This window comes from Endozoicomonas sp. ALC020 (assembly GCF_049275935.1).
Taxonomy (GTDB): Bacteria; Pseudomonadota; Gammaproteobacteria; order Pseudomonadales; family Endozoicomonadaceae; genus Endozoicomonas_A.
Genome location: NZ_CP184830.1, coordinates 4,814,832 through 4,835,162, shown reverse-complemented (window position 1 = coordinate 4,835,162; position 20,331 = coordinate 4,814,832). Strand labels below are relative to the sequence as shown.

The window sequence follows — 20,331 nt, the reverse complement described above, 5'->3', positions numbered from 1 at the left end:
CAGTACAAGCCTCACTGCATAAAAGGCTTTCATCGAACAGAAAACATCTCGTACTTTCTTAAGAGTAGACAGCCTGAAAAAGGGAGTTTTTCTTTATCATCAGAAGGGAAGGGGAATGCCAGAAAACTGGCACTCGTGATTGGAAAAGCTCAAGAAATTAATAGACTCTTGGCTCCATCTCCAGCTCGACGCCAAATTTATTACGAACCACAGACTGAATATGCTTGGCCAGCCCCAGCAAATCATCGGGCTCTGCTCCACCATGATTGACCAGTACCAGAGCCTGCTTGTGATAAGTGCCTACCGATCCCTGACGAAAACCTTTCAGACCCGCCCTGTCGATCAGCCAGCCAGCGGCCAACTTCCAGCGGCCTTCAAAGGGATAAGCGACGATATCAGGGTAATCTGCCTGTATCTTCTTCAAAAGTGCTTCATTCACTACAGGATTCTTAAAGAAGCTACCGGCATTACCCAGTTTCAGAGGGTCAGGCAATTTTTCCCTGCGAATATCAGAGACAGCCTCACTGATCACAAGAGCATCAGGGTTTCCGTCTGAGCGCCGCTCTACTTCCTGCTGTAAATCACCATAAGAGAGTTTGGGCGACCATCTGGCATCAAGAGCAAACGAAACAGACGTGATTATAAAGCGGTCTCGAGCTGATTGCTTGAAGATTGAGTCACGATAGCCAAACCGGCAATCCTCAAGAGAAAAGCTTTTCAGTTCTCCGGACTGGATATCCAGTGCTTCCAAACTGCGAAAGTAATCTTTGATTTCAACGCCATAGGCCCCAATGTTCTGAATCGGTGCTGCTCCAACACTCCCCGGAATCAGGGAGAGGTTCTCAAACCCGAACGCCTGTTCAGACAGAGTCCAGCGGACAAACTCATGCCAATTCTCACCCGCTCCCGCTGTCACGGTGACACATTCATCTTCACGGGAGATCACCTTTTTGCCAGGAATATTGATATGGACAAACAGAGCCTCCTGATTACCACTTAACACCAGATTGCTACCACCACCCAGGGGAACGAGGGGTAGATTCTTTGTGTTTGCAAAAGCAATGGCCTCGCGGAGATTCTCAACCGAAACGGCATCAACGAAATAACGGGCATTGACCCTGAAACCAAAGGTGTTCAGGGTCTGGAGGGAATAATTTTCAAGAATTCTCATGAACTACCGCAATTCACTCCGATCATGATGTTTGATGTGCTCCAACAGTGACGCCCCGCCCTTCTCAACCAGAGACAGCACCTCGGTAAAACCCTGCGCCCCACCATAATAGGGATCAGGCACTTCACGTTCCGAAACATCACTGAAAGACAGAAAAAGTTGTACTTTATGGCGGTACTCAGGCGGGCAGATATCCAGCAAATCCCGGAGATTACTCTCATCCATGGCCAACACATAGTCAAACTCTTGAAAATCGGAGGTCAAGACCTGCCGTGAACGAATAAACGACAGATCATAGCCCAGACGTGAAGCTTCTGCTATTGACCGGCCATCGGGCTCTGCTCCCTTGTGCCAGCTACTGGTACCGGCTGAATCCACCCCGATCTGACCAGATAAACCGGCCTGCTCCACTAAATGAACAAACACACCGTGAGCGGTGGGAGAACGACAAATATTACCCAGACAGACAAAAAGTACCCGAATCATTCTTTTACCCTTGCTTGGCTGCCAATCAGGAAATATCTGCCAGCCTGTTCTCCATGAGCCCCCTGATCACTTCAAGATCATCTTCCGTATCAACCCCGTGGGGAGGTGTCTCCATGGCGTCAGCCACATGAACACGATGACCATTCCAGAGCAGTCGCAACTGCTCAAGCGACTCAACGGACTCAACCGGACTCTGTTGCCACTGTACGTATTGATTCAGCAGGTTGACACGATAGGCATAGATACCGATATGGCGTCTGAAAATATCCACCTTAGGCAGAACTTTAGCACTGTCAGCAAAGTCATCTCTGGCCCATGGCACAGGAGCACGACTGAAGTAGAGAGCAAACCCTTCATGATCAGTTACTACCTTGACTACATTGGGATTAAACAGATCTTCCCGATTTCGCACAGGCTCCGAAAGGGTCGCAGCACCGGCCGAGTCAGCCTGGATGAGATTATTAGCCACCTGATTAATGACTTTTGCCGGAATCAGTGGCTCATCCCCCTGCACGTTAACAATCACCTCATTGTCACCCATCTCATAAAGGCGGGTAACCTCCTGAAGACGATCGGTTCCGGAAGGATGGCCGGAGAGCGTCATGCAGGCCTCGGCATCGAAACTTTCAGCCACTTTGACAATACGCTCATCATCCGTCGCGATAATGACGCGAGTGGCGTGGCTCTCACAGGCCCGCTCATAGACGTGCTGAATCATGGGCTTACCACAGATATCAATCAGCGGCTTGCCGGGCAGACGACTGGAGCTGAATCGGGCAGGAATAACAACAGTAAACGCAGCATTGGAAGCACTCATCAGGCTGACGTATCCTCTTGGGAAGAAGTCGCCTCACCACCTTCAAGCCGCTCATCAGCAGTCAGGGTGCGGGCTTCGTTTTCCAGCATAACAGGAATACCATCACGAATGGGATAGGCCATGCCGCAGGGACGACAAATCAGCTCAGCCGCTGATTTGTCGTATTTCAGATTGCCCTTGCAGTGGGGACAGGCCAGAATCTCAAACAGCTTCTTGTCCATGGGTATCCTTATCAGGCCGGCTCTGCGGCCCTCGAGTTTCAATCAGTGTCAGAATTCGTTCAAAAACCGGCTCAGGCACCTGTGCCTGGACCGGCAGAAACCAGAAACGGGATTCTGCGAAAGCAGAACATTTTACTGCATCCTTGGCCGTCATGATAACGGGCAGATTGTCCCGAAACTGAAAATCTTCTTTCCTGAACCCATAATGATCGGGAAAAGGATGGGGAATCACCTCATACCCGAGCTTTTCCAGCGTTCTGAAAAAGCGCTCAGGATTACCTATGCCTGCCACTGCATGTATTTTTCCGGAGGCAGGAGGCAGATCTGCTTTTTGCCCATTGACAGGCTTAAGCACACCTGGCTCAAGGGAAAAATGCTCAGAGTGACAATCCAGCGTTCCGGAGGGCTCGCCATTGATCAGCACCTGATCCACTTCCCGGAGTCTGCCAGGGGGTTCCCTGAGAGGTCCGGCAGGCAGAATAAGACCATTACCCAGCATTCTCTGGCCATCAATCACCACCAATTCAACATGGCGATCAAGATTATAGTGCTGAAGGCCATCATCAGCGATGATCAGATTACAATTTTTCTGTTCAATCAACGCCTTCGCTGCTGAAACCCGATCCGGGTCGATCATAATCGGAATATTCAACTGCTGAGCCAACATCACAGGCTCATCCCCGACCAGAGCAGGATCAGAGTCAGGCAATACTTCTGCGGGTAAATGAATACCCTTTCCGGACCCAAAGCCCCGACTGGCAATCCCGGGCTTGAATCCCTGCTGGATTAATTTTGCCACCAGACTGGCCACAAAAGGCGTTTTACCGGTGCCCCCTACCGTAATGTTGCCAACGATAACAACAGGAACAGGCGACTGCCAGCGCTCGGAGCGCTCTAGTTTTAACCTGCGGTTTTGGGCTATTCGAGCGTATAAAAAGGACAATGGAAGCAACAGTCGGGTCCAGCACCCACGGCCATACCATGACTTGAGAACCGAGTCACTGAATACTGCCTGCCAACGACGAGATTCCTTGCTTTCCATGAGGGGTCAGTTGCTCTCGTAAGAAAAAAATGCCAACGCAGTCTCTAGGAGCCTGCGTTTGTACCAGAGGTAACAGGCCTTTCAGGCTCATTTACCCTTACTGTTCCGATTCTACTGGTTTGCGCGTTGTCATACTGAGGTTGGCAAAACCGAGCTGACCGGCAGCATCCATGGCGGTGACTACTGACTGATAAGGTGTCTTGGCGTCTGCCGTAATAGTAAGAGGCAGATTGGAGTCTCCCTCACTGACTTTTGCCAGAGCGTTTTTCAATGTCTCCAAACCACTGTTCAAAAGAGACTGGCCATTCACCGCATAATGACCTTCACGGCTGATGGTAATTTCCACCTGAGTTTTCTCAACAGACGCGCTCTGCTCGCCACTGGCTTCCGGTAAATCAATGGCCAGCTGGGTCTCTTTGGTGAAGGTCGTCGAGACCATAAAGAAGATCAGCAACAGAAAGACCACATCAATCAGCGGTGTCAGGTTCAGCGAGACTTCTTCCCGGGACTGGCGACGAAATTTCATCACTTGCCCTCGCGGTCTTTCAGCTTACGCTCTCCCTGAAGCACTTCCACCAGCTTGGTGGCTTCCTGCTCCATGGTCACCACCAGCTCATCCACACGACGGGTAAAATAACGGTGAAAGATCAGACTGGGAATCGCAACGGTCAGACCGGCTGCAGTGGTGATCAGGGCTTTGGAGATCCCCCCGGCCAGCACACCGGCATTACCTGTCCCTTCCAGCATGATCACTGTAAACACATCAATCATGCCAATAACCGTGCCCAGCAGGCCCAGTAAAGGGGCAATGGCAGCCACCGTTCCCAAAGTATTGAGATAACGCTCCAGCTCATGGATAACCCTGCCAGCCTGCTCCTCAATACTTTCTTTCATGATATCGCGGCCATAGCGGGCATTACTGATGCCTGCAGCAAGGATTTCACCCAACGGTGACCCACCCCTCAAGCCACTGACTTTCTTGTTGTCCAGATCATTATTCTTTATCCACTTCCAGACCTGAGACAAGGTATTTCTGGGCGCAATACGCGACGGTCTGAGTGTCCAGAGACGTTCAAAAATAATCGCCATGGCAATGACAGAACTAAGCAGGATTGGCAACATCAGCCAACCACCGGATTTCACCAACTCGAACACAGCTCATTCCCTTCCAGAAGCCTGTTTAATGGAAAGACTTTATCACAGAGCATCGGTTTAAAACCACGCACACCTGCGTATCAACCCTAATATTGCCAACAACACGAGTGCAAACATTGGAGACCCCCTCCTCAGCGCCACCAGTATCTGGCACTTTCACTTTTGTATTTCTTCACGGTCTCAGGCTCCTTCCCCATAACAAAGCTGAGGGTTCCTGAACTGGCCGTGTTGAAGAGAGTCGCTCCCAGTTGTTCAACCCGGCTCAGGGTCTCTGCCGCCGGGTGTCCAAATGGATTTCGATAACCCGATGACACCAATACCTGTGATGGGTTGACCTGAGATAGAAACGCCTTTGAGCCTGAAAAGCGGCTGCCATGATGGGGAAGCAGAAGATAATCTGCCTCAAGGTTTTCAACCTGACTGATTAAATAAGACTCGGTTTTTTTGCCAATATCGCCGGTCAGGAGCAACTTTTCAGTGCCTGCTGTCACTTTCAAAACACAGGATCGCTCATTATCAGTCACCGATAACCGACTGCCTGACAATACCTCGAACGCCACTCCATCCCATTGCCATTTCATTCCGGGCAGACAGGGACTCATTGCCCCTTCAAACCCGGCAACCGCAGAGCCTGAAATAATCTCTGCTTCAGGATATCGCTGATGAATCACGTCAAGCCCACCGGAATGATCATTGTCACCATGGGAAATCATGACACGGTTCACCCGGTCAATACCAAAGCGATTAAGGTAAGGAACAATAATGCCATCCACCGAGTTGAAACGACCTCTGGAAGCCACTCCGGTATCATACAGCAGTGTCTTTCGACGAGTTTGCAAGACCACTGCAACACCCTGCCCCACATCCAGTACGGCTACTTTCACTTCACCTGTTTCAGGATAATCCTTGATGGGGAAAAACAGAGGCAGAAGAAAAAAGGGGAAAAGCACTCTTAACCCAAGCCCTCTGGGTGAAGCCAGAATCAATACAGCTGCTGCCATCAGGACAACTTGTATCAGTTCTATGCTGACCTCGGGCATAAAGACTGGTAATGATGACACAGCGGCTAATCCCATATCCCATAACCTGAAAGCACCATCCAGAAAATGAAGAATCCCGTTAGAGACCGAAGTGAAAACAGGCTGAAGGGCCAAAGCAAGAAAAGCTGCTGGCACGACCAGCAGTCCCATAACAGGAATCGCAACGAGATTAATCAGCGGTGAAAACAGAGATACTGACTGCTCATTGAATAACAACATGGGAGCCAGCATCAGGAAAACCAGCCATTGAGGTTTCAGCCAGAGCTTCGACCTGCCTCCCATACTGACATCGTCATCAGCTTTCATGCAAAGCCGTCCACAACAACCGAAAAGCAAAATACCCACCGCCGAAAAGGAATACCAGAATCCGGCACTGGTTATAGCCAGAGGTTCGATAGACAATACGACACAAAGCGCCAACAGGAACAACGTCAGGGGTCTGGCTTTAATACCCAGTAAAGGGCCTGATAATGCCAGACCGGTCATCACCAGTGCTCTCTGAACCGGTACCGTAAAACCTGCCATAAAGGCATACATCAGGGCAAACAGGAGCCCTGCTCCAGCGGCGTACCGGGGTAAGGTAATCTTCCTCAGAGGAACAACGCCTGTTCGTGCCAGCATCATCATTAACCAGTAACCTGCTGCTGCCATAAGACCTATGTGCAGACCCGAGATCACCATTAAATGAGTGGTACCCGTCTGATTCAACCACTGCCATTGCTGCTGAGAGATTCCTGACTTGTCACCAATTAACAGCGCCGATAACAAGCCAGCAGAATGCTCGCTGCAATGTTGATAGAGCCAGTGTCGCACAGCACTTCTAAGGCGACTTCTGAAGAAAACCATGCTATCTGAAGTCGCTATTTTCTCGCCTGTTTTGACATACCCCGTAGCCTGAATATTCTCTCTGGCTGCCCAGGCCTCTCTGTCGAAAGCCCCGGGACTTCGATTGCCGTGAGGGTGCTTGATCCGAACCTGTAATGTCCATAACTCTCCAGCCTGAACTTCAGGTGCCCGGTACCAGCTGAGTCGAATCTTTTTAAGATACCCGGCAGTCTCTCCCTCCAGCGTTTTCACATTAAAATCAAAGCGGGTAAGATGCGGGTGATAAGCAGGAATATCAGAGATAAATCCTGTTACTATCATCGCTCTACTTTCTTGCTCCGTGTTGATCCAGCTCTTCTTAAGCCCATCAGCATGTAAAAATCCTGTAAAGATTCCTATTAACCCCAACCCGACATAAAGGAGAACAGGCACCGAAAAATCATTCGGGAAATAACTAGCACCGGGCAAAATGCTCCGAAGGCTTCGATAAACTTTATAAAATCTCCGGAATCTCGACACTCTGCTTAATGGCACTGAATCTGCGGTTTGGGCGGCTCCAGCCTCCATGATGACAGACAGCAGCCCCGTTATAATCAACAGCACGCCCAGGACGCCGATAACCCTGATAGACATATCGCCTGGTATTGTCGGAAAAAGAACCGTCAGCACTATTCCCGATAAATAGCTACAGTACCCTGTGGGAAGATTGATAGTGTGTTTCATTTAATCAGTGCATAATGTCGCGCTTTTTGCAGAGAAGACAAGGGTCAGACCCATGATGAGTTTAACGCTTGGATCAGGCTCTCAGCATAGTCATCAAGATTGGATTATGCTGAAAGGTGTGCTGGTTAGATGGCTTTTAACCAACCAATTCTGCAAGGCAATGACAGGCTGAGTGATAAACACTCACAAGATTGCCTGATCAAAACAACCGGAGACGACCGACTTTTAAGGTGAGAATCACTAAACTTGATTCGCTGCTTATGGAACGGTATTTCCACACTGAAGACTGGAAATCAGTCTCAGATCAAAGAAAGAGTACAGTTAAGGGACATGGCGAGGAAACTGATAAAACGCTATCTGCCGGATCCGGGAACCATTAAGAACAACCGACATCTTCGGTTTCTGGGCAGTACTATCCATGACGCCAACCTCTGGCACCTGAATCGACGCTCTGCAGCCAGTGCTTTTTTTGTGGGTGTGTTTTGTGCTTTTATCCCCATCCCTTTCCAAATGGTTGTGGCTGCTGCCATGGCCGTTGTATTCCGCTGCAACCTGCCCCTCTCGGTGGCTCTGGTCTGGATCACCAATCCGGTCACTATGCCAGCCATATTTTATTTCACCTATAAGGTGGGATGCTATATTCTGGATGTCCCCATCAGCGAAACCTCTTTTGAGCTCTCGGCACATAGCGTGGGTGTTGAATTGGCCAGAATCTGGAAACCTCTGTATCTGGGTTCATTAGTTACCGGTGTAATTCTGGGTTTTCTTGGCTACCTGCTGATCAGGCTATACTGGCGCTGGAATGTCGTTCACAACTGGCGCCAGCGACGCAAACGTACAATATGCAAAAAGTCATAGACCCTTCTTTGCCCAAGTTTCCCTATGGCCAGTATTCCAGTCCAGGGTTATAAAAGGGTAAATTTCACTTAAAATGCGACATTTTTATTCTATTACTATGGACAGGAGATCGCTGTCTTCCTATAGTTATCGCCATGAGTTAAAGCACTCACGTTTCGAAAACTTTTTTTGACTTCTCGGTAATCCAAATACTGCCATGCAAAGAAGCTTCCAAAAGCGCAAGCCAAAGCTGGAAGGTCGCGGTGTGCTTGAGAACATCAGCACCGAAGGCCCTCACAGTGACTGGCTGGGTATGCCCGATTATTACATTCATACACTGACCATATCCGATGATGAGTATAAGTACCTCTCAGCCGACAAGACCTTGGATGTTAATGTGGGCGATACCATCGTCTTCCGCTATAAAGAACAGAGCAATGAAAAGCGTATCGACAAACGCTCGCTGGGTATCTACATTGATCCAAGCCAGTATATGAACGATAGCTGATCGATACTTCCCGAGCTGCACTTCCGCTGAAGTGCAGTTTGTGCTGGGTGCCAATCCATATAGCCTTCCTTCCAGCAAGCTCCCCATTGATGGACCCGATAAAATTCAGGGCTGCAGCTGCATGCCCAAACATAAGTCTCACATCATCGTTATTGATAGCCATCCATGGCTCCACCCTTATTCTACGTAAGGATATGCAAGCGTCATTCGATGGTTAGAAAGCTTTATAGTCACCTTTGATTGCCATGAAGGATCATACCTCTCCACAACACCTCGCACTGTCAGATAACTCTTAGAACCCTTTCCTGTGAATTCACCATTAATCTCCCCACTTAGCGTCTTCCCATGAAGATTGATGTTCTGAAACCAAAAACTGAAATGGTTACCATTGCACAGGTTGGCCAAATCCGCTGAGTTGCCATAGGGATTAACCAAAAAATACTCTTCTCTGCCATCAGGAACCAGTTGCAGGGTCAAAATCATAAGACCGCCAGGATTCACATGCAGTTTCAGGAGGAGTTTGTTAATGCCTATGTTATGCAATTTGGCCAGATATTTAGCGTCAAGCCTGTAGGTCCCTGCTGGAATGGCGCAAGGAGTAATCGCATGTCCAAATACATGTGGCGGGGGCATTGTGTCGTAGTTAGGATAAGGTGGGAACTCAAAGCCAATGGCAAAAACCAGCTGTGGAATAGCCCATAGGCTGTACCAGTATCTTTTCATGATATTTTACCTTTTCGTCAGGAATCAGAGCGTTAATGCGTATTGACCAGATTCTTCAGGATAGGCGAAAGATAAGGTCTGTTCTGCTAATACAGGGTGGTTATTATTGTCTCGATCGAAAGCCAACGAATTCTGGCATAAATCCATCAGTACCATAATCATCAATTCGTTGGCGATGGTGCCCAGGGCGTAAAGATCAATAATCTTTCTGGACAGAGGGGAAACCCCATCTTCACGACAATAGATGTTTAATTGCTTCCAATCCCCTAAAATCCCCATATCATTACCATGAATAAAAAGAGGATGACTACTTGTGAAACTCATTGCCTGCCTGGCTATGTTCGCACTACTTTCAGGCTGCACAGGAATTCCTGAACACGTAAAGCCAGTAAAACCTTTTGACATCGAAAAATATATGGGCAAGTGGTTTGAAATTGCCCGACTGGATCACTCCTTTGAGCGAGGACTGAGTCAGGTCACTGCCGAATACACCCTACAACGGGATGGTTCTGTCAAAGTGATCAACTCTGGCTACTCTGAAAAAGACGATGAATACCGTCAGGCAACAGGCACGGCAAAGTTCGTTCGACACAGTTATGAAGGCTATTTAAAAGTCTCTTTCTTTGGCCCCTTTTATGGCTCTTATGTCATCTTCGAACTGGACCAGAAGGACTACCAGTACGCTTTTGTCAGCGGTTATAACAAGCATTATCTATGGCTTTTGTCCCGAACCCCTGAAGTGAGCCAGAAGTTAAAAGAACGGTTTATCCAACAATCCGCCAAGCTCGGATTTGATACTGACCAGTTAATATGGGTCAAACAGTGATAGTCAGAAACAAAACCGTCAGGGCTGAGAACGCGCAACTTTCTCAATCCCTCGGCTGGCCACCTACCCAGCTGGATCATGCTTAACATATTCAAATATCTGACACTCCCCGCTCATCGCTTCACTCTGGGCGAGGATTCTCGATCGCTCAAATTACCATTGGTCGCCAGCACAGTCACAATCAGCTTTCCAGTATTCGACTGGAAATGAATTCCTATCATTTTATTTATTTTCAAACGGAAGATTACAGCGAGGTAAAATACGGAATCTATGTCTCAGCGGGTGGAAACATTTACTTTATTGCCAGATCTGGCGTTCATCAATTCAGGGATGGGGGCACTCTTTGCCTTCATGTTCACGCAATGCTCTACCGTTTTAAAGTTCGGCAAGTAAGGTATGTAATAAACATTATCAGGCGCAAGTACTCAATTCTACGTTTAAAGACAGTTGTTCTTTGATTCCGATAAACTGGATTAAGCACCAATGGCATACCTTGTGAAAGTTCAACTACCGGCAACACCCCTAAAGCAAAGACGAAAAGAAAATTTCTAATACAGCAACTCAAGATACGTTGAGTGATAGAGACGAAAACATAAGCCTATGACTTTTATTTTTTTGTCGAAGCTCTGATTACTTCCATAAATTTATCTCCGGACTCAGAGTCATACATTTTATTTTCTGTTAGAATTTGATCTATTTCTGCCACCTTGAAAGACAAGGCGATAGATTCCTCTTTAGTAATATTCGCCAAAAGCAGCCTTAAAAAACACATAGCTGTTTTTACCTTCATACGATCAATTTTGGCTAATGCTACACAGGCAGAAGTGATATTATCTGCATCAGATCCATTCGTACCGGAAAACAGATTTATCTTACATAAAGCCCTTGATTTATTTATTTTATGCAATCGGTCAAAAAATAAATCTTTCCTGCTGGTACCAGTATGGTGGTGAGTTGAAAGAAGGGAAGAATAAGCACAAACTGCATCTTCAGCGAGAGGCATAGCTCTCATGTAAGCGGTACTTTCCAGCCCCTTAACCAATCCAACATAAGGGTTCATGTCATAGAAATCAAACAAGTATTCATAGGCATTGGAAATATTGAAATAAGACACTTCAAGTCCTTCTCCCACCAGTATTTTAAATAAACTGGCCATGTCTTTTTCTGAAAAATAGTTTGCTTCTACAGCCTGTATATAGCATTTTTTCAAGGCTGACTTAAATTCATCAAATCGTCTTTGAGATGAAAAGCAGTGCAGCTCTCCCATTGCTTCTTTGTACATTTCAGCAGATTTCAGAACTTTTGATTCGTATATCTCAATGGGAATCCCTTTACGCTTTAAAAAATCCAAAGATAAATGAACCACCTCATAATACTTTTTTGAATTAACCGAAGTTAAATTACTTAAATTCTTTAGCAACTCTCCAGTAAAATTCAAAAGTACTGGATCAATGTCAACTTGTATTATTAATTCTGATATAGATGAAAGCTCAGGAATACAAGATAATAAGCCTGACTCACCCGTGACAATTGATACTCTTCTTGCGCTTATGGGGCATAATTCACGAAGCCCGGTTATCGTACTAACTAATGAAAGCTCACTGCCTCTAATACCACCCGGATACTCGTTAGTGAACCAGAAAGTTGTTTCTGGAGTAAGATTTGTTATTTCCGAAATAGGAAAACGCTTTGCAAGCTTCTCAGCAACCCCTCTCACAGTATAATGTGAAAAATTACCAGACAATTCTTGTTTAGAAGCTGAATTACAATGCTCTCTTGTTATACTTTCCGTACTTTTGGCTGATATGCTTAGGTCAAGATTCATTTTTGATTACTACCTTATAAACCACCTATACCTTTAGACAATGTTTTTATTCTTTTGTTCAAAATAACAAAACGAGGAGGTAAGTCCTGCACCATATGTAACAGAACCCCGGAAGCTTTCTGATTTGTCGCAATTCCAAGCCACGTGCCTGAGAGTCAGGTAGCGGGGATAAGCTCGGAAGCTTTGTCCACTTTAACAAGGAAACGTCGTAACAGTGTTTTCCAACAGTTGCTCAGGGCTATTCCCCCGACACCAGTTCCAGAAGATCATCGATCGTCATAATAGCGTCCATCAACCCAGAACATGGGATGCTCCCCCTCCCAAACGGCTTTAAATGAGCCCAAAATGGAGTTAACCATTTAAACTGGATTAGTCCGAGCGAACCACCCATGACTATTTCAGTACTGGGTATCAATATTGGCAAGAACAGCTACCATCGTTTGGTGTTGATGAACAGGGTCGCAAAGTTATCAGAAAGAAGTTGTCCAGGAAACATCTGCTGGAATACTAAGCCAATCTTGAGCCATGTATTATTATCGTGAAAGCCTGTGGCAGTGCTCATTACCAGGATCAGTTACTTAAGACATATGAGCATACTGTCAAGTTAATCTCATCCCAGTTTGTTAAGCCTTATGTCAAAACCAACAAGAACGAGTGCAACTATTTTTCATCATTTATCAAACAGTAATTGCACCGTTTTCATGGACAAGAACATACGTTCCCGGTCACTTTCTTTCGTTAAGGATTCAAAGCCAAACTGTTCATATAAGGCCGCAATATTATCATTCAAACAGTCAACAATAACAGCATAAGCCCCCATATGAGCATTAATGTCGTATAAGTATTCAAGAGCTTTGATCAAAGCAATCTTTCCAAGCCCCCTACCCTTGAAGCCTTTATGAACCGCAAGCTGTGCTAGCAAAAAAACAGGCACAGGATAGCCCGGTAGTTTTTTGGCTAACGACGCTGGAAGCGTTTTTCTCGAAATAGAGCCCGGCGCAATGGTGTAAAATGCACAAATCGGGCATTTACCATCCGGCATAGGTTTAGCGGTTGGCAAAAGCATTGTCCGGCTGATAAAGAATCTAATGAGCCGGTTCAAAGCTGAGAGTAGTGGCGCCAAAGAAACCTTGACTATTGGGCTCCACGCAAGAGGCCATTAAAACAGCCAGATCCATACAAGCTTTCAGATCGGCAGGAACATCTGCATGAAAATGTAACTAAACGCCCTCATCTGCAGTTTTCATCAACTCATATTTCTTAACCGACAATTGTCGTTAGCCGAGTCGATCTAACGGGCAGGTCTCTGTAATCTGCCAGAAGCAAACATCTACCCCTTACTTCTTCACTAACGATGAATAAAGTTCAGGCAGCTCATCCCATCCATAACCTGCTGTCAGGTCATCCCTGGAGACCAGTTTTAACTCAAAATGCACCTTACGCTCTTGCCACAACGGTATTTTCAAACGTAAGGCAGATCCCAGGCTAAATAGCCAGAACCACTCATCCGGGCTGGAAACAACCGGAGTACCCGTCTGTTCTTCCGTGAGGTTCCCCCTTTGCACACGCTCTGCTTTCAGGATCGGATAAATATAGTTCACCCGTCGCTGAACACCATCAGCATCATCCAGAGCCACTGCAAGGTAACGAGCTTCGGTAGCGATATGTTGCTGGATTTTCTCTCGCTCAAAGGCAACGAGCTTTGTGTGATAAAACCGGGCATCGCCGTTTTTAAACTGGTTTATATACTCCTGATTCCGGTCAGGTCCCAACTGATTTGCCAGAATAGTCAGCCCCTGATAATGGGCGATCGAATAACCTTTACCCGGAATTCGTGCAGCGTCCTCCACAAAATACCGTTCACTGGTCGCATACGGATATTTTGTCTCAGGAACACCCAGTTTTCGTTGCAAAAAAACAGATAGCCAATGACTCCCCTTGTTATCAACCTGAGGTAACAGACTAAAAGCACCGATGCCCACTTCATTAATCGCGATACTGTATGGGTTGCATTCACAAAGCTGATTGAAATAGCCCGGATACAACACATAGGCACCAAACACCGGACGGGTTTTCACAAACCCTCTGTCATCAAACTTACAACGATGAATCAGGGCATCCCGATAACGATGCATTTGATTGATGGCATCATCGGGCACCCGGTCGGAGCCTGAGGGGGTTCCCTGATCATCCGCAGGCGTCTCAATCCGATACTTGGCATCAAATAACCAGATAATCCCGGCCCCGTCAGGAAAGGTAGCCTCGAGCAAAATATCCGGTTTTTGAGTCACCAACCAGGTTCTGATCTGACCGTCTTTCTTTCTGAATATCGGTTCATGAGCCAAACGGATTTTCACCCCGTCAGACCGCCTGAAATGAAAAGCTCCGGCCATCCCATCCTTTAACGAAACACGGATTCCACTGTCTACCAGAGGTATCCGCCCACAAGGAACCTCCTCAAAGCCCAGGTCCACAATAATCCTGCGTATCTCCAGAAAACACCAGACTTCATACATCTCTGCCACATTGCGCAAGGAGAGTTGATCGGCCCCATCCAGAAGCTCAAGATACCATTTAAGCTGTTGCCAGATTTTATAAACTTTCGAGTAACCAGGCTTTTGCTGTAATACCAACGACTCCCGCTTCAGCCCCCGGTATTCTCCAACGTCCCTGAAAAACGGCTGTTTCTGAAAATGCCGCAAAGCCTTCTGCCAACTTTCCAGCTCTTTCATAAAGCTGGCGGAAAAACGCACTTTACCGGATTCCGGAGCCAGACACGCCAGCTGTTGAACCCGGGTCAGCCTGGTGACGCCATGACCAATCACCGCTTTAATAAAACGGTTTTCCGGCGTATCCACGTGGAGTCGCTTTTTGCTCAGCGTAAAAGACTTCTCATAATTTTTATTGGCCTTTTCCAGCGCCAGCCGCTCTTCCTGCTGTCTGGATAGCCTGCCCCTCAACCGACTCATCGGAACGGTGTGCTTATACTCCATCAACCGACTATGCGGCGCATTCACCACATGCTTCAGCCCGGCCAACAACTCCTTATGAAGGGATTCAAATCGTGCAAACCACAACAGCAAGAATTGGGAGTGCGGCTTTTTAACGGCGCTTAATGAATGACTGGTGCCTTCTGCCAATGAGTAACGCCACAGTGGAAACGCAGCATCAACAGCCTCGTTCATTGCCCTGAAATCCGACAGCATATCCATCTTCACCGGCAAAATATCGAAAGCAATCGACTGTTCTATTAGCCGTCCCTGATAGGAATAGGCCAGTTTAAACTGAAAAGTACCGACATGGTTGCCCGCATTGATACTTCCCCGTAAAGAGCAGCTACGGGGACTGAAACGAAAAGACTCTTCAATAACCTTTAGCTTATGTTGCACCGTCGGCAGCGGATCACCCGCTTCCGGTGGCTGGTGAAACAGAAACTCAATCTCGTAATATTTGTTTTCAAAGAAGACCGCTTCACCAAGACATAATTCAAACACCGGCTCTGTGGCATGTTTTAACAATAACGGGGGAGAAAACCGCACCTCAGAAGTCGGCACGGCATTGCCACGCTCCGTCAGCGTTCGTTCCAGCCGCCGCTGACTGGAACGAATATCTTTTGACCAAATGACGCAATCAAAATGCCCGGTTTCAATAACAGCCAGTTCCGGCATAATCTCTACTCACTCAGGGCCAATAACTGGTAAAGGTATGACTCTCAAGCCGCGCTAACATCCACTCCAGTTTTTTTCGAGAGCGACACGGGATGCCTTTTTCCACATCACGGAACAGGTCCGGACGCTGCCCATCCCAGATATCGGGCAGTAAGCCTTTGAGCTCGTCGGTCAGTTTATCCAACAGGTTAACCGCATCCTCATCGATCACCACTCGCAGCTTATCCTCATCACCATCAATGCGGGGCAGTACCTTGGTCATCATGAAATCATCCCAAACCGCTTGCAGCGCTTGCTCATCTCCGGGTTGCAAACACGCCACATAGAGCAACAACTCGTTCAGGGCGCGATAGGCCAACTCAAAAGGGGTTCGTTTAAGCACCTGATTCACCCGCTCAAGAAAGGCAACCGTACGCTTTCCATCAGTGTCGAAGGTACCTGTCAGCTGCTCCCGCCTGGCCGAGGTCAACACTGACCAGTGAAATACTCTATTCTCCGGTTGTCCCTCAAAGAACTGACCATAATCATTAGGATAAAACTCGCCATAATCCAAAGTCAGTGCCCGGTCAATCACCTTGCGGGAAAAACCATGAGTGGTTTCATCCATATTAACGGTACCGGCCACCAACAGATTGGGTGGTATGCCGATGCCGTGCTGTTGAAAGTAACCCCACAGCGGATCATCCATCAGCCCTAAATCCGCCTGAAGCTCCAGGTCATCGGATTGATTCAGTGCTTGCAAGTCCAGCAACGGTTCACAACAATACTCTCCGACCTCGTTGAAATCCCGTGTTTCCAATACCGATAGGTAATCCGCAAAATATTGCTCCACCGGTGCCAAATTCATCTCATCCAGACAGAGCCAATAGGGAGGCGAAGCAGAATTCAGAGTTCCGGTTCCGGCTGCGGAGGCATCAGGCGCAACCGACTTCCAGGCACGGATAATAAACGCAAGCACTTTGGTGGCAATGTATTTCGGTTTATCAACCCGGGAGACATAACCTAACAGATCAGAAGGCTCATGCCAGTCAGGCCTTACCGGGATCAGACAGAAGTTCCCTTCAGGGTCATCCGGATCATGGAACTCTGCCTGCTTTCTGATAAAACGGGATTTACCGGTGCCGGAGATTCCGGCCAGAAGGAGGAAGGGTTTGGGGAGGTTGAGTCGATTGTTTTCAGATACTTCTGCAGGTTCAACCGCACTCAACTCGTACTCACATATCCTCTTGATAGTTGAGTCATAACCAAGAATATACTTGTCAAAATCAATATGAAGATGATCAAATAAAGGGGGTAGATCATGTTCTTTACGATATGTTCGATCAATGTCCCGGAGCGTAATTTTTCCTGTTTCCAACGCTTTTAACAACGCCCCAACAACGATGACCGGTATGATGCGCAATTGGTTACCTTGCGCCATTCGTATATAGATATTTTCCGCGTTTATTTTTTCTATTGTTAGTGATCTGCCCCCTTCACCGAGAACAACACCTTGCTTAATCTTCATCCGTTAACCGACGTTAGGCCAATAACAGGTAAGAGTATAGAAAAAAATAGCTGAAACATAGACGTTTATTAAAGCGTGATCAAGATTACTCAAACAAGGTTAATAAACATATTGAACTCCCTCCAAAGCTTCCTCTGCTCTGGTCAAAAAATCATTTAACATAGACTATCGTACATGTTTAGCCGGATAGGGAAAAACACTTGATAGCGTGTACGACTCAGTATCTCAGTCTTTTCTTAATACAAGCAATACAGTAGCCAGCTTGACCCACAACAGTTAACAACAAGCTTATGCAACCAGCCACAATCAGTAACCGACTGATGGCTGTCAACCATCTACTGATCGCCCTGCCAACCCTGGCCTGGTGCTTTACGCCATGACCAATGGCATTTTTGCGGTGTGGGACCCTCACCGCAATTATTGGCTGCCGCAAAAGAACGGTGAAGATATTCAGGAGCGAACCCCGGCTTTTGTGTTCTCACCCTCAGACGTGCGGGATGGACTGGCTGGGGCTGGCAATGCTTCCCTTTGCAACGGGTTGATTCGGGATTGGGCCAGTTGGCAGAAAGAAAAGAAGAAGCCTTATCAGCAGTTGAAGACCCTATTGGCATGGCGGAGCATACCTTTGTGATCAATTTTTCACCCGATGAAATATCACCTAACCCAGCCCTGCCAGCCAAGCAAAAGGCACTGGCTCGAAAAACCATTACCCGCCTGAAGCTTGATAGTCATCAGAATGATAAAATGGTGGACGACAGCATTGGCGGCATTGATATAGGCAGAAGCCTGAATGGTACAAATATGAATGACTCCCTGGATTCCGATATGCATGGCTCTTTAAGTTCATCATTTGATGGCTCATTTGGTTCTTCATACGATGACAGTTTCAGTTCAGGAGGGGGAATAAACAATGACGGGTAATAATAAATTTACGAGAACCTGAATTGCGCCCTGATGCCTGATGTTCTCAAACCTCCACCTCATGCAGCGCCAAATCCGGCACAGCCCCCTTTACCTCTCCCCCTGAATAAAAGCCTTCTGCCCTAGTCCCACAGACTCTCTTCTCACTGTCACGACTGAACCACCGCTTAGCTCTGACTGACTCGTTCCATTGCCATTGAGCGCGGTGATTGTAGCTATAACCTTGCTTCCTTCCGGGATAAGCGCCTGAACTGTTGCCAGATGTTGGTAGTAGCCATGGTCTTCCCTTTTACTCTTCCCTGAACGCAAAAAAGGCAACACCCTGAGGTATTGCCTTTTCACCTTCACCAATGTGAAGCATCTCAGCTACATAGTACGTAGCTCAATCTTTACAGAGGACGGATGTCTTCTGCCTGAGGACCTTTCTGACCCTGGGTCACTCGAAATTCAACCTGCTGGCCTTCAGTCAGGGTTTTGAAACCGTCGCCAACGATCTGACGGAAATGGGCGAACACGTCAGGACCATTCTCCTGAGCGATGAAACCAAAACCTTTCTCTTCGTTGAACCACTTAACAGTACCGGTAGTAGTAGACATAATCATATCCTGATTTTTTTTAAGCAAAATACCTTGCCGTGTATGCCACGGATAAGGCGGTAAAGCTAGAAGTTTTGTTATCGCTTATGAAGAACAGGACAAGCTACTACGCTCAGAACACTAAATCTATACATAAAGAATCAAACGCACTTATAACCTGGTGCCCATTTTACATGGCTTCGAGCTTTTAGCAACGAGTATAAAACAATCATTAACGGTGGTAACTACTCAATTAGCATTAATTCTGTGAGTAGTGCCTTTCTGGCTCGATGATTTGTACCACTCGTCCAGAATCTGCCTTTACGCTTGCCGAAAGGCACAATGCCCTCCAACTCTCTGCATCCTCCTGAACCTCGACCAGGGCGCGTTATTATCCAACCGACCGAACAGATAAAAACATCAGTAACCTGACCGGAAAGACACCTGAAAGTGATCTAGAATGCGGCGTTTAGGTCTGCTACAACTCGCACAGTACTCAAAGATAAACAATGGGATCGGGTCAAAGACATGCTGCCGGGTAAAGTCTCTGACCCCGGACCAACAGCTGACAACAGGTTATTCATTGAGTCGATTCTCTGGCTTGCTCGTACCCGAGTACCGTGGAGAGACATGCCTGAAGAGTTCGGTGATTGGCACAATAATATACAACCGATTCAGTCGCTGGAGCTCGAAAGGAATATGCAATCAAGTCTTTGAAAAACTGAGTCAGGATTGTGATACGGAATACCTCATGGTTGACGGATCAATCACCCGTGTTCATCAACACGGTGCTCCAAAAAAACGGATAACAGTGCCGAAGCAGTTGGAAAATCAAGGGGAGGTTTAACAACCAGGATCCACACTGCAACGGATGCACTTGGTAATCCTGTTCGCTTCATTCTCACAGCTGGACAAGCATCAGAGTAAGAACAGGCAAATGCCATGATAGAGGGATTTTCAGCGGACTTCGTTCTTGCTGACAAGGGATATGACTCAAATGCACTCCTCCTCGAGGTCAAGAAGTCAGGTGCTGAAGCAGTGATTCCTCCGAAGCGAAATCGGATAGATCAGCGAAAATATGACAAAGAAATCTACAAGTAGCGAAATCTAATTGAGCGACTATTCCAAAAGCTCAAGAACTTTCGGCGAGTTGCAACTCGCTATGAACGCTTGGCACGCAATTATATGAAAATGCTTCAGATAGCAGCCATCATGATCTGGTTAGCTTGACAACATCAGTAAATTGATTGTCTGGTTAGAAAAGAACGCTCCCTGGCATCAAGCAGCTGGCTGAGAAAGAGAAGGTGGACAAGGCCAGGGTCTCAAAGTGCATCCGCCTGACCTGTCTGGCCCCGGATATTCAGGAGGATATTCTGTGCTATCAGGGTACGTGGCAGCTGTCGATGAAAGACTGTATGAACCCCTTCCCGATGCTCTGGTCTGAGCAGCGGGAACATTTTA

General features: G+C 47.1%; 20 protein-coding genes and 1 pseudogene. 5 read left to right on the top strand and 16 right to left on the bottom strand.

Features of this window, described 5'->3' with window-relative positions:
- Positions 1–157: 157 nt before the first annotated feature.
- The 8 genes from murB to ACOJUO_RS18025 form a co-directional block, all read right to left on the bottom strand.
- Positions 158–1,171 carry a UDP-N-acetylmuramate dehydrogenase gene (gene murB / locus ACOJUO_RS18060; RefSeq protein WP_422137718.1) on the bottom strand — a complete coding sequence of 338 codons (1,014 nt, stop codon included), beginning with the start codon at positions 1,169–1,171 and terminating at the stop codon, positions 158–160.
- A gap of 3 nt (positions 1,172–1,174) precedes the next feature.
- Positions 1,175–1,657 (bottom strand): low molecular weight protein-tyrosine-phosphatase, encoded by a 483-nt coding sequence (locus ACOJUO_RS18055; protein ID WP_422133334.1) that lies wholly within the window; start codon positions 1,655–1,657, stop codon positions 1,175–1,177.
- 25 nt (positions 1,658–1,682) lie between these two features.
- Positions 1,683–2,474, bottom strand: coding sequence for a 3-deoxy-manno-octulosonate cytidylyltransferase (kdsB, locus tag ACOJUO_RS18050; protein WP_422133333.1), 792 nt, complete (start codon positions 2,472–2,474; stop codon positions 1,683–1,685).
- A complete protein-coding gene (locus ACOJUO_RS18045) occupies positions 2,474–2,695 on the bottom strand; it encodes a Trm112 family protein (RefSeq protein WP_422133332.1) in 222 nt (73 codons plus the stop codon). Before ACOJUO_RS18045 ends, kdsB begins: the two co-directional genes overlap by 1 nt.
- Positions 2,676–3,737, bottom strand: coding sequence for a tetraacyldisaccharide 4'-kinase (gene lpxK / locus ACOJUO_RS18040; protein ID WP_422137717.1), 1,062 nt, complete (start codon positions 3,735–3,737; stop codon positions 2,676–2,678). The genes ACOJUO_RS18045 and lpxK overlap by 20 nt, the downstream gene beginning before the upstream one ends.
- 97 nt (positions 3,738–3,834) lie before the next feature.
- Complete coding sequence (locus ACOJUO_RS18035; RefSeq protein WP_422137716.1) at positions 3,835–4,263, bottom strand: ExbD/TolR family protein; 429 nt, start codon at positions 4,261–4,263, stop codon at positions 3,835–3,837.
- Positions 4,263–4,892, bottom strand: a complete 630-nt coding sequence (locus ACOJUO_RS18030) for a MotA/TolQ/ExbB proton channel family protein (RefSeq protein WP_422133329.1) — start codon at positions 4,890–4,892, stop codon at positions 4,263–4,265. Before ACOJUO_RS18030 ends, ACOJUO_RS18035 begins: the two co-directional genes overlap by 1 nt.
- Before the next feature lie 131 nt (positions 4,893–5,023).
- The gene (locus tag ACOJUO_RS18025; RefSeq protein ID WP_422140080.1) at positions 5,024–7,324 is read right to left on the bottom strand and encodes a DNA internalization-related competence protein ComEC/Rec2; all 2,301 of its coding nucleotides are present in this window, start codon (positions 7,322–7,324) and stop codon (positions 5,024–5,026) included.
- Positions 7,325–7,810: 486 nt separating this feature from the next.
- On the opposite strand from ACOJUO_RS18025, the gene ACOJUO_RS18020 reads away from it, so the two are divergent.
- Entirely contained in the window at positions 7,811–8,338 is a 528-nt protein-coding gene (locus tag ACOJUO_RS18020) for a DUF2062 domain-containing protein (protein WP_422133328.1), read from the top strand.
- 196 nt (positions 8,339–8,534) lie between these two features.
- On the top strand, positions 8,535–8,825 hold the full coding sequence (locus ACOJUO_RS18015; RefSeq protein WP_422133327.1) for a hypothetical protein: 291 nt from the start codon (positions 8,535–8,537) through the stop codon (positions 8,823–8,825).
- Between the two features lie 177 nt (positions 8,826–9,002).
- On the opposite strand, the gene ACOJUO_RS18010 is transcribed toward ACOJUO_RS18015, so the two are convergent.
- Together ACOJUO_RS18010 and ACOJUO_RS18005 are read right to left on the bottom strand one after the other, a co-directional pair.
- On the bottom strand, positions 9,003–9,548 hold the full coding sequence (locus tag ACOJUO_RS18010; protein ID WP_422133326.1) for a hypothetical protein: 546 nt from the start codon (positions 9,546–9,548) through the stop codon (positions 9,003–9,005).
- 24 nt (positions 9,549–9,572) lie between these two features.
- Positions 9,573–9,911 (bottom strand): hypothetical protein, encoded by a 339-nt coding sequence (locus ACOJUO_RS18005; protein WP_422140106.1) that lies wholly within the window; start codon positions 9,909–9,911, stop codon positions 9,573–9,575.
- On the opposite strand from ACOJUO_RS18005, the gene ACOJUO_RS18000 reads away from it, so the two are divergent.
- Positions 9,886–10,374 carry a lipocalin family protein gene (locus ACOJUO_RS18000; protein ID WP_422140079.1) on the top strand — a complete coding sequence of 163 codons (489 nt, stop codon included), beginning with the start codon at positions 9,886–9,888 and terminating at the stop codon, positions 10,372–10,374. The two genes, ACOJUO_RS18005 and ACOJUO_RS18000, sit on opposite strands and share 26 nt — an antisense overlap.
- Positions 10,375–10,981: 607 nt before the next feature.
- On the opposite strand, the gene ACOJUO_RS17995 is transcribed toward ACOJUO_RS18000, so the two are convergent.
- The 4 genes from ACOJUO_RS17995 to ACOJUO_RS17980 all read right to left on the bottom strand — a co-directional run bounded on the left by ACOJUO_RS17995 (position 10,982) and on the right by ACOJUO_RS17980 (position 17,374).
- Positions 10,982–12,199 carry a hypothetical protein gene (locus ACOJUO_RS17995; protein WP_422137715.1) on the bottom strand — a complete coding sequence of 406 codons (1,218 nt, stop codon included), beginning with the start codon at positions 12,197–12,199 and terminating at the stop codon, positions 10,982–10,984.
- A 670-nt stretch (positions 12,200–12,869) separates the two neighbouring features.
- A complete protein-coding gene (locus tag ACOJUO_RS17990) occupies positions 12,870–13,265 on the bottom strand; it encodes a GNAT family N-acetyltransferase (RefSeq protein ID WP_422137714.1) in 396 nt (131 codons plus the stop codon).
- Positions 13,266–13,536: 271 nt separating this feature from the next.
- On the bottom strand, positions 13,537–15,867 hold the full coding sequence (locus ACOJUO_RS17985) for a DUF2357 domain-containing protein (RefSeq protein WP_422137713.1): 2,331 nt from the start codon (positions 15,865–15,867) through the stop codon (positions 13,537–13,539).
- 13 nt (positions 15,868–15,880) lie between these two features.
- A complete protein-coding gene (locus tag ACOJUO_RS17980; protein ID WP_422137712.1) occupies positions 15,881–17,374 on the bottom strand; it encodes an McrB family protein in 1,494 nt (497 codons plus the stop codon).
- A gap of 558 nt (positions 17,375–17,932) precedes the next feature.
- Between ACOJUO_RS17980 and ACOJUO_RS17975 the strand changes: the two genes are divergently transcribed.
- Complete coding sequence (locus ACOJUO_RS17975; RefSeq protein ID WP_422137711.1) at positions 17,933–18,295, top strand: hypothetical protein; 363 nt, start codon at positions 17,933–17,935, stop codon at positions 18,293–18,295.
- A gap of 90 nt (positions 18,296–18,385) precedes the next feature.
- On the opposite strand, the gene ACOJUO_RS17970 is transcribed toward ACOJUO_RS17975, so the two are convergent.
- Both ACOJUO_RS17970 and ACOJUO_RS17965 read right to left on the bottom strand, forming a co-directional pair.
- Entirely contained in the window at positions 18,386–18,604 is a 219-nt protein-coding gene (locus ACOJUO_RS17970) for a hypothetical protein (protein WP_422133318.1), read from the bottom strand.
- 80 nt (positions 18,605–18,684) lie between these two features.
- Positions 18,685–18,891: a cold-shock protein gene (locus ACOJUO_RS17965; protein ID WP_257275284.1), complete on the bottom strand. Its 207-nt coding sequence runs from the start codon at positions 18,889–18,891 to the stop codon at positions 18,685–18,687.
- A 465-nt stretch (positions 18,892–19,356) separates the two neighbouring features.
- Here ACOJUO_RS17965 and ACOJUO_RS17960 point away from each other — a divergent pair.
- Positions 19,357–20,100, top strand: a pseudogene (locus ACOJUO_RS17960) (IS5 family transposase); the annotation flags it as partial.
- Positions 20,101–20,331 lie beyond the last annotated feature (231 nt).